An 8,961-nucleotide genomic window follows, 5' to 3' on the forward strand; every position below is an offset into this window, starting at 1 on the left:
GATCTTTTTTTGGGTGGTTGAAGATGCTTATGCCTTCATCGCGCCCTTGACCGCTTCCGCCGTGATCGGCAGGCCGCGGACGCGGGCGCCGACCGCGTTGAAGACGGCGTTGCCGATCGCCGGCGCCACCACCGTCACCGCGGGCTCGCCGACCCCGGTCGCCTTCTCGCCATTGGCGATGACGGTGACCGCGATCTCCGGCATCTGGCTCATCCGCAACGGCGTGTAGGTGTCGAAGTTGGTCTGCTCGATGCCGCCGTCCTTCAACGTCGCCTTCTCGAACAGCGCCAGCGACATGCCCCACAGCGCCGCGCCCTCGACCTGGGCCCGGATGTTGTCGGGATGTACCTGGGTGCCGACGTCGGTTGCGACCGTCAGCTTCTTCACCGTCACCTCGCCCGATGGCGCGACCGCGACATGGGCGACGCAGGCGGTCCAGCTCGCCGTGGCGCGCTCCTGCGACGACACGCAGGACACGCCCATGCCTTCACCCTGCGGCAGCTTCTTGGTGCCGTAGCCGGCAAGCCCCATCGCCGCGAGCAAGGTGTTGCGGAGGCGTTGCGCGCCGCCGTCGTTTTTGCCCTTGCCGTCGAGCAGTTCGACGCGGAACAACGCCGGATCCTTGCCGGTCGCATGCGCGATCTCGTCGATCATGCTTTCGACCGCCCAGAAGGTCCAGCCCGGCGCCACCGAACGCAGCTGACCCGACGGGGTGGCGTTGTGCGCCATCTCGTTCTTGATCGCTCGCACGTAATGGTTGGGCACGGTGTAGAAGAAGTCCGCCCCGTTCACCGTGAAGGCATCGAGCGGCCCCTTCTTGTCGACCGAGGGCGACAGGAAGTCGGGGATGCCCCAGCGCGCCGTCGGCCAGGCCGAGACCACGTCGTGGCTGAGCGCGACGAGCTTGCCGTCGCCATCGACGCCGGCCTTCACTTTTTGATAGGTGAGCGGCCGCGAGAAATCCATCGTCATGTCGTTTTCGCGGGTATAGATCACCTTGACCGGCTTGCCGACGGCCTTGGCCGCCTGCACCGCCGGCACCATCATGTCGGCGTCGAGCCGCCGGCCGAAGCCGCCGCCGAGCCACATCTGATGCATCACGACCTGCTTGGGATCGATCCCGGCTGCGCCAGCCGCGATCGCGCCGGAACGCGTCGCGAACTGGTTGCCGGAATAGATGTGCAGGATGTCGCCCTTGAACTCCGCGGTGGCGTTCATCGGCTCCATCGGCGCGTGGATGTTGATGTTGGTGGTGTATTCCGCCTCCAACACCTTGGCCGCCGTGCCGAACGCCGCCTTCGGATCGCCGTCCTTGACGAAGAACTGGCCGGAATCGTCGAGCCCCTGAAGCCGCTTGGCCTCCGTGATCAGCGACTCGCTCGACACTTTCGCATTCGGGCCGCCGTCATAGTCGACCTTCAGCGCCGCCGCCGCCTTCTTGGCGTTGGCGTAGGTGTTGGCGACCGCGACCACCCAGCCGGTCGTGGTGGTGGTCTTGTCGTCGAGGGTGACGGCCTTGATGAAGCCCGGCACCTTCTTGGCGGCGCTGTCGTCGACCGATTTCACCGTGGCGCCGTAGCGCACCGGGGGCGTCACCAGCGCACCATAGACCATGCCCGGCAGCATCACGTCGATGCCGTATTTCGCCGTGCCGTTGGTCTTGGACGGAATGTCGATCTGCGGAACCGAGACGCCGATCATGGTGTACTGATCGGGCGTCTTCAGCTTGATCGCCTTCAGCTCGTCCGCGGTGAAGGTCTTGGTCGCCTTGCCGCTCTTGACCACGTCGGCGAAGGTCATCGACTTCTTCGACTTCGGATGGCTGATCACGGAATCGCGCACCACGAGCTCGGAGGCCGGCACGCCCATCGAGGCGGCCGCCGCTTCGCTCAATGCCATGCGGCCGGCGGCGCCCGCGCGGCTCATCGCATCGAAGTTCATCATCGTCGACCAGCTGCCGCCGGTGATCTGTGCGCCCAGCACCGGATCGTTGTACCGGGGATCGTTGGAGGCGAGCTGGACCCGCATGTCCTTCCAGTTCGCGCCGAGTTCTTCGGCGACGATCTGCGCCATGGTCGAGGCGATGTGCTGGCCCATATCGGCCTTGCCGCAGGTCACGGTGACGAGCCCGTCGGGCGCGATCGCGTACCAGACGCTGGGCTCGAAATTCGACGGCGCGGCGAGCGCCTGATCGATGCCGGGAACGGCGGCGTAGCCGAGCACGAGGCCGGTTGCAGCGGTGCCGACCAGGAAGGAACGGCGGCTGAGGTCGGTCGTCTCGGGGGCGAGGTTCTTCACGTGCTTGTTCATGTGGGCCTCCGCTCGCTGCCGGTGGCCGACGCCGTGCGCATATCGGCCGCGGCACGCATGATCGCCTTCTGGATCCGGGAATAGGTCATGCAGCGGCAGAGATTGCCGTCCATATGCGCGACCACTTCCTCCTTGGTCGGGTTGGAATTCTTCGACAGCAGCGAGGCCGCCTGCATGATCTGGCCGGACTGGCAGTAACCGCATTGCGGCACCTGCTCGGCGATCCAGGCCTTCTGCAGCGGATGATCGCCCTTGGCGGAGAGCCCTTCGATGGTGGTGATCTTCTTGCCGACGGCATCGGAGACCGAGGTCTGGCAGGACCGCACTGCTTCGCCGTTGAGGTGGACCGTGCAAGCGCCGCAGAGGCCCGCGCCGCAACCGAATTTGGTGCCGGTCATCTGCAACTGCTCGCGGATGACCCAAAGCAGCGGCGTATCATTGGCCGCTTCGACGGACATATTCCGCCCGTTGATATTGAGATTTGGCATCTCTCTCCCCTTCCGGTGTAGGAAGCCGCTTACGGCGGCAACTCACTGTTGGGTCATGGCTGGCGCCCACCGGGTAAGCGACAGTTGCCGAAACAATGATCCGGTTCCTTTCTGGAGGCAATCCAATTTGGAATTGCTCGAACCAAATAAGTTCGGCAGGCTCCCGTTGTGCGCCGCGGCAATGGCATGAAGCTTTTGAAATGCCAGTGGTGATGCCGTATCGATAGCTCCTACCAAGGTCGGTAGCGCGGCCGGCCCCGGTATCGACAGCAGAAGGAAGCCCTCGAATGGCCAAGCTCGACCGCGGCGGTGTCACGCTCCATTATGAGGTTCACGGCAGCGGCCCACCGTTGATCCTCACCCATGGCTACTCGTCGACGTCCGCGATGTGGCACGGCCAGATCGAAGCGCTGTCCAGGCATCACAAGCTGATCTTGTGGGACATGCGCGGCCACGGGCTGTCAGACTACCCCGACAATCCCGAGGCCTATGGCGAGGCGCACACCGTCGGCGACATCGCCGCCCTGCTCGACGCGGTTGGCGCCGACAAGGCGATCGTCGGCGGCCTGTCGCTCGGCGGCTACATGTCGCTGGCGTTCCGTCGCGCCCACCCGGAACGGGTGCGGGCGCTGTTGATCATCGACACCGGCCCGGGATTCAAGAAAGACGATGCGCGCGAGGCCTGGAACGCGCGCGCCCGCGACACTGGCGACCGGTTCGACCGCGAGGGGCTCGAGGTGCTGAAGACCCTGAGCGCGGAACGCGCCTCGGTCACGCATCGCGACGCCAAGGGCCTGGCGCATGCCGCGCGGGGCATGCTGGCGCAGCGCGACGCGCGGGTGATCGAATCGCTGCCCGACATCAAGGTGCCGTCGCTGGTCGTGGTCGGCGCCGACGACACTCCGTTCCTGGCGGCCTCCGACTACATGGCGGCGAAAATCCCGGGCGCGCAGAAGGCCGTGATCCCGAATGCCGGCCACGCCGTCAACATCGACCAGCCGCAAGCCTTCATCGCTGCCGTGCTGCCGTTCCTCGCGGGTCTTGAGAGCGCATCATGAAAGCGATCGTCATCGCCGTGCTGCTGGCCACGGGCGCGAGAGCTGCCGCCAGCGCCGAGAGGCTGCCGCCGTTCGTCACCAAGCCTAACACCTTCACCGCGACACTGTCGAACAACACGCCGCTGGTGTTCGGCATGGACGTCGACACCGCGCAGCGCGCGCTCGGTACACCCTTCACCTACATCCGCGGCCGGCCCGGCGACGAGGTCTTCCTGACCTTCCGCGATCTCGGCGGCAGCGGCCTCGTCACGCACCGCGACCGTCTCTATCTGCAATTCCGCAAAGGCCGGCTCGCCGGCTGGAAGGGCGATTGGGGCGAGAACTGGATGTGGCGCTAAAGCGCGATGAGATTGGGTTGAATCGTCATCGCGCTTTAGCTCTTTGTTTGCGCATGATCTGCTCGGAAAACCGCGCCACACTTTTCCGGATCATGCTCTAAACCTTCATGCAACCCCCGAACTGACAAGGATGGACCATGGGACAAGACATCAGGCTGAAAGCATCCGACGGTTTTGAGTTCGGCACCTATCGCGCCGACCCGGCCAGTGCGCCGAAGGGCGCGGTCGTCGTGATCCAGGAGATTTTTGGCGTCAACCACCACATCCGCTCGGTCTGCGACCGGCTAGCGAAAGAAGGCTATGTCACGGTCGCGCCGTCGATCTTCGATCGCAGCGAACCCGGCTTCCAGAGCGGCTATTCGCCGGATGAAATCGCCAATGCGCGAAAATTCGTCGCCAATCCGGACTGGGCCGCGCTGCTGCGCGACACCCAGGCCGCGATCGATGCGGTGAAGTCGGCCGGCCCGGTCGGCATCATCGGCTTCTGCCTCGGCGGCAGCATCGCCTATGCGGCGGCCACCAAGCTGAACGGGCTGTCGGCCGCGGTCGGTTATTACGGCGGCGTCATCGCGCGCTTTGCCGACGACAAGCCAACGGTGCCGGCGCAATTGCATTTCGGCGAGAAGGATTCCGGCATTCCCCTGAGCGACGTCGAGACCATCAAGTCGAAGCGGCCCGAGGTCGAGATCTTCATCTATCCCGGCGCCCAGCACGGCTTCCACTGCGACGAGCGCGCAAGCTACGACAAGGCCAGCGCCGACATCGCCTGGCCGCGCAGCCTGGAGTTCTTTGCGAAGCATTTGAAGAAGTGACGCCGAAGGCGTCCGGAATGGTGCGTTAGCACCAGACCCGGAATCTCGAGATTCCGGGTTCGATGCTGCGCATCGCCCCGGAATGACGAAGGACGGTGTCCTTCGTCAGAACCAGCGCTCGCCGACGAACACGGTGTCGCCGGGCGCCATCGGTGTGCCGAGCGGCACCACGAAACGGCCGGAGCCGGACGCGTCGCTGTGCGTGAGCGTCACGCTGTCGCGCTTGGCGCGCGGCCCGAAGCCGCCGGCGATCGCCACCGCGCTCTCGACCGTCATGTTCGGCACGTAGGGATATTGGCCGGGTGCCGCGACCTCGCCCAGTATGAAGAAGGGACGATAGGCCTCGATCTCGACCGCCACCGACGGCTCGCGGATGTAGCCGTTGCGCAGCCGACCGGTGATTTCGGCGGCAAGCCCAGCCGGGGTGCGGCCGCGCGCCGGCACCGTGCCGATCAATGGCATCGTGATCGAGCCCGCGGCGTCGATCGAATAGGAGTTCGTGAGGCCTTCCTGGCCGTAGACCACGACGCGCAGCTTGTCGCCGGGCCCGAGGTGATAGGAATTGTCGTAGGCGACCGGCTCGACCGCCGGCGCGGCATAGACCACCGGCGCTGGCGCAGGCGCGACGTAGCCGCGGGGGGAACTGGCGAACGCCGATTGCAGCGCGCTGATCGCACCACCGCCGCCATTGGCGACCGGGGCCGGCGCGTAGACCTGGCCATAGGCGACGGAGTCGAGGCTGGCTTGCGGAGCGACGGCCACCGGCCCGCTCGTGCTCATGCAGCCCGACAGCGCGAGCGCAGCCACAACGGCAGTGATCGGCAATCGTAACGCGCGCACAACCCGCACCTGACCATCCCTCAAAACGAGACAGCTTCAGTCATGCACCGGTTATGGTTAATAAAGGGTTTTCGCGGGCCGGTGAGGCGCTGGAAATGCTGAATCTCCGTCATTGCGAGGAGCGAAGCGAACGAAGCAATCCTATTTCTATCCCCGTGCCGGGGTGGATTGCTTCGCTTCGCTCGCAGTGACGGGCTAGGCGGTAACGCCGACGCCGATCGGGCAGGACACGCCGGTGCCGCCGAGCCCGCAATAGCCCGCCGGATTCTTGGCGAGGTACTGCTGATGATAGTCCTCGGCGAAGTAGAACGCGCCCGACGGTGCGATCTCGGTGGTGATGGCGCCGAGGCCCTTGCCGGCCAGCGCCTTCTGATACATCGCCTCCGACTCGCCAGCCGCTTTGCGCTGCGCGTCGTTGAAGGTGTAGATCGCCGAGCGATATTGCGTGCCGATGTCGTTGCCCTGTCGCATGCCCTGCGTCGGGTTGTGGTTCTCCCAGAACGTCTTCAAGAGCTTCTCGTAGGAGATCTTCTTCGGATCGAACACGACCAGCACCACCTCGGTGTGGCCGGTGCGTCCCGAACAGACCTCTTCATAGGTCGGGTTCGGGGTGTGGCCGCCGGCATAGCCGACCGCGGTCGTGTAGATGCCGTCGCCGAGCTCCCAGAACTTGCGCTCGGCACCCCAGAAGCAGCCGAGCCCGAACACGGCCTGCTCGAGGCCGTCGGGATACGGCGGCTGCAACTTGCTGCCGTTGACGAAATGCGTGGTCGCGGTCGGGATCGGCGTCGCGCGGCCGGGCAGCGCCTCGGCGGCGCTCGGCAACGCAGTGGTCTTGCGCATGAACAACATGGATACCCTCCGGGCAGAACATCGGCCGACGCGGGCGGCGGCCTGCGGGCCGGCTGTCACCTATATATGTCTTTACGCAGATGATGGCAGCCCCGTTACCGGGCAGGCGCGACTGCCTAGTCCCGCGCGTAGCCGATCAGCGGCTTGCGCGGCCGGAACAGCAGCATCAGCAGGATGCCGGCGATGCCGAGCACCGCGAACACCGGCTGTTCCAGCAGCAGGCGGATCACATCGTTCCAGACCCACGGCGCCATGCGGTCGACCCAGGCATGGAATGCCTGCTGGCTCGACTGGTTGATGTCGTTCCAGAACTGCCCGAACTGGGTGAACCGCAGGGTCTGGTCGGCGACATAGCGCGCGCCGTCATAGACCAGGAAGATGAATCCGACCGCCAGCAGCACGAGGCCAATAAGACGGAAAAAACCGCGGATCATGCGTCACCCAAGCTCCCTGTCGCGCCCCAAAGCCCGTCAGGCCATACCGGGCGCCCTCCGGAAATTCAACCTCTTCAGCATCTTATCCGGGCGCGGCAAGCCCGATTTCAGCCGCTTTTTGGGTCCGGAAAGCGTTGACGCTGCTGTCAGCGCCATCTATAAGACCGGCCAATGGCGGCAGGCGCAATCCTGCCGCCGCTGTTCTTTGGGCCGCTGTTCTTTGGACAGGGCCGCATGCGGGGCAAGGTTTTGCTTCCCGGCATGGCCGCCTCAAGAACACCCTGGACAACACAGCAGAGATTTGAACCGGCCGGTGCCGAGCAGCCCGACCACTGGGCGATCACCGCCGAAGGACAGTTGAGACCATGGCCAATACCACCTCCGCCAAGAAGGCGACCCGCAAGATTGCCCGCCGCACCATCGTCAACAAGTCGCGGCGCACCCAGATGCGCGGCGCGGTGCGCACCGTCGAGGAGGCGATCAAGCGCGGCGACCGCGAGGCGGCGTTGACGGCGATGAAGCACGCGGAGCCCGAACTGATGAAGGCAGCGCAGCGCAACATCGTTCACAAGAACCAGGCGAGCCGCAAGGTGTCGCGCCTGTCGCATCAGATCGCGAAGCTGGCGAAGTGACTCGGCAATCAACTCGCCGGTTGAACTGATCAGAAAACAAATTCGTCACGAAGCCCGGCTCGCGCCGGGCTTCTTGTTTTTGTCGTAGAAGTTTCGTCGCACGAGAACCGTTCGCGCATTTGCGCGCGGTGAACCAGCACATCATGCTTAATGATGTCCGTAGTTCTACAGGCCGCGCGCAGATCGCACGACGCTAAGCTGCGCAGTGCGGCATTCTGTGCCGACAAATGCGCTCGGGGTTACCCTGCAAAAGTAACCGAGAAAAATGACGCTTCGCGAATGCCTTATCTGCATAGTGTCGACGAGCGATTGGAAAAACGACCGTCGCAAGAGCAAATGTAAATTTTCTATGAAAATTTTTTAGTATTACACCGCGCTTTGTGACACGGAGGAATCTGTGCGCAGATTCAGAAGCTTGGTTTCGCGGCCTTGCATTTGCAGCGTCGCAACAGTCGCGAAGACTCGCGAACTCCGTCGAATCCACGGATTGTAAGAAAATCCGCTTGGTGTATTTATTTCTTGTCCGCGACGCCCACGGCTCTCCAGATCAGCGCGGTTTGAGACCCAAGGGCGGACGTGCAGATCGGCGGCGGTGTGCGCGTTAGCGACGCTCTCCAAGCGAAGCTAGATTGTCAACTCATAGCGATATGAGGACGGTTGACCTGTGTCAAAATTTCTCCGGCGATGTGCCCAATTTTCTTGGTGCATCGAACAAGAGAGACCGGGTAGGATCGTCGGAATCTGGTGACGCGGAACGCGAAGCGAGCGGACGGGTTGAGGTAGATACGCGGCGGCGCAGTGCCGGACATCTTTGGTGTTCGGTGACGGCAGATCGAATTTGAAGACACAAGCGAGTTGATAGCTTGCCGCGATACGTCGCGGTGGGAGGGGGAGGACTTATGCCTTACGGTATCATCACTGCAGTCGACACCACGACAGCTACAGTGCAGATTTCCAATGGTGCCGTGATCGCTCCCTCGGACATCGGCTCTCACCCGCAGAGACCGTCGAGTACGCGCTGACCTCGCGGGACGCATCTTCTCCAAACGGCTGATCTGACGGGTGGCGCGTTGTCGCCACACGGGAGAGTTTTGTCTGGAGCAGATCGCGCCCCGCTGGAGGTCCCGCCGCGGCAAGGCAGCGCGCCCGGCGATTTCACCAACAACAATCACTCAGTCTGGAAAAGTACGAAGGCAA

At 64.0% G+C, this 8,961-nt stretch carries 9 protein-coding genes; 4 read left to right on the forward strand and 5 right to left on the reverse strand.

The genetic code is table 11. The annotated features are described in order from the left end of the window. Positions 1–27 precede the first annotated feature (27 nt). Positions 28–2,310, reverse strand: a complete 2,283-nt coding sequence (locus tag IC762_RS35105; protein WP_195786624.1) for a xanthine dehydrogenase family protein molybdopterin-binding subunit — start codon at positions 2,308–2,310, stop codon at positions 28–30. Next, positions 2,307–2,798 (reverse strand): (2Fe-2S)-binding protein, encoded by a 492-nt coding sequence (locus IC762_RS35110; RefSeq protein ID WP_044586245.1) that lies wholly within the window; start codon positions 2,796–2,798, stop codon positions 2,307–2,309. Before IC762_RS35110 ends, IC762_RS35105 begins: the two co-directional genes overlap by 4 nt. A 287-nt stretch (positions 2,799–3,085) precedes the next feature. Between IC762_RS35110 and IC762_RS35115 the strand changes: the two genes are divergently transcribed. The 3 genes from IC762_RS35115 to IC762_RS35125 all read left to right on the forward strand — a co-directional run bounded on the left by IC762_RS35115 (position 3,086) and on the right by IC762_RS35125 (position 5,006). Next, positions 3,086–3,856 (forward strand): alpha/beta fold hydrolase, encoded by a 771-nt coding sequence (locus tag IC762_RS35115; protein WP_195786625.1) that lies wholly within the window; start codon positions 3,086–3,088, stop codon positions 3,854–3,856. Next, complete coding sequence (locus IC762_RS35120; RefSeq protein ID WP_195786626.1) at positions 3,853–4,194, forward strand: hypothetical protein; 342 nt, start codon at positions 3,853–3,855, stop codon at positions 4,192–4,194. Before IC762_RS35115 ends, IC762_RS35120 begins: the two co-directional genes overlap by 4 nt. A 137-nt stretch (positions 4,195–4,331) precedes the next feature. Continuing rightward, entirely contained in the window at positions 4,332–5,006 is a 675-nt protein-coding gene (locus IC762_RS35125) for a dienelactone hydrolase family protein (RefSeq protein WP_195786627.1), read from the forward strand. Positions 5,007–5,111: 105 nt separating this feature from the next. On the opposite strand, the gene IC762_RS35130 is transcribed toward IC762_RS35125, so the two are convergent. The 3 genes from IC762_RS35130 to IC762_RS35140 all read right to left on the reverse strand — a co-directional run bounded on the left by IC762_RS35130 (position 5,112) and on the right by IC762_RS35140 (position 7,132). Beyond that, the gene (locus IC762_RS35130; RefSeq protein ID WP_195790430.1) at positions 5,112–5,786 is read right to left on the reverse strand and encodes a polysaccharide biosynthesis/export family protein; all 675 of its coding nucleotides are present in this window, start codon (positions 5,784–5,786) and stop codon (positions 5,112–5,114) included. Between the two features lie 255 nt (positions 5,787–6,041). Beyond that, complete coding sequence (gene msrA / locus IC762_RS35135; protein ID WP_195786628.1) at positions 6,042–6,698, reverse strand: peptide-methionine (S)-S-oxide reductase MsrA; 657 nt, start codon at positions 6,696–6,698, stop codon at positions 6,042–6,044. 116 nt (positions 6,699–6,814) lie between these two features. Continuing rightward, the gene (locus IC762_RS35140; protein ID WP_195786629.1) at positions 6,815–7,132 is read right to left on the reverse strand and encodes a hypothetical protein; all 318 of its coding nucleotides are present in this window, start codon (positions 7,130–7,132) and stop codon (positions 6,815–6,817) included. A 365-nt stretch (positions 7,133–7,497) separates the two neighbouring features. Here IC762_RS35140 and rpsT point away from each other — a divergent pair, with 365 nt between their 5' ends. Beyond that, positions 7,498–7,764, forward strand: coding sequence for a 30S ribosomal protein S20 (rpsT, locus tag IC762_RS35145; protein ID WP_195786630.1), 267 nt, complete (start codon positions 7,498–7,500; stop codon positions 7,762–7,764). Positions 7,765–8,961 lie beyond the last annotated feature (1,197 nt).

It is taken from the genome of Bradyrhizobium genosp. L (assembly GCF_015624485.1).
Taxonomy (GTDB): Bacteria; Pseudomonadota; Alphaproteobacteria; order Rhizobiales; family Xanthobacteraceae; genus Bradyrhizobium.

Excerpts from the sequence above, each read along its gene's own strand:
- IC762_RS35105 (WP_195786624.1), bottom strand. The coding sequence starts at position 2,310 with ATGAACAAGCACGTGAAGAACCTCGCCCCCGAGACGACCGACCTCAGC.
- IC762_RS35110 (WP_044586245.1), bottom strand. The coding sequence starts at position 2,798 with ATGCCAAATCTCAATATCAACGGGCGGAATATGTCCGTCGAAGCGGCC.
- IC762_RS35115 (WP_195786625.1), top strand. The coding sequence starts at position 3,086 with ATGGCCAAGCTCGACCGCGGCGGTGTCACGCTCCATTATGAGGTTCAC.
- IC762_RS35120 (WP_195786626.1), top strand. The coding sequence starts at position 3,853 with ATGAAAGCGATCGTCATCGCCGTGCTGCTGGCCACGGGCGCGAGAGCT.
- IC762_RS35125 (WP_195786627.1), top strand. The coding sequence starts at position 4,332 with ATGGGACAAGACATCAGGCTGAAAGCATCCGACGGTTTTGAGTTCGGC.
- IC762_RS35130 (WP_195790430.1), bottom strand. The coding sequence starts at position 5,786 with ATGAGCACGAGCGGGCCGGTGGCCGTCGCTCCGCAAGCCAGCCTCGAC.
- msrA (WP_195786628.1), bottom strand. The coding sequence starts at position 6,698 with ATGTTGTTCATGCGCAAGACCACTGCGTTGCCGAGCGCCGCCGAGGCG.
- IC762_RS35140 (WP_195786629.1), bottom strand. The coding sequence starts at position 7,132 with ATGATCCGCGGTTTTTTCCGTCTTATTGGCCTCGTGCTGCTGGCGGTC.
- rpsT (WP_195786630.1), top strand. The coding sequence starts at position 7,498 with ATGGCCAATACCACCTCCGCCAAGAAGGCGACCCGCAAGATTGCCCGC.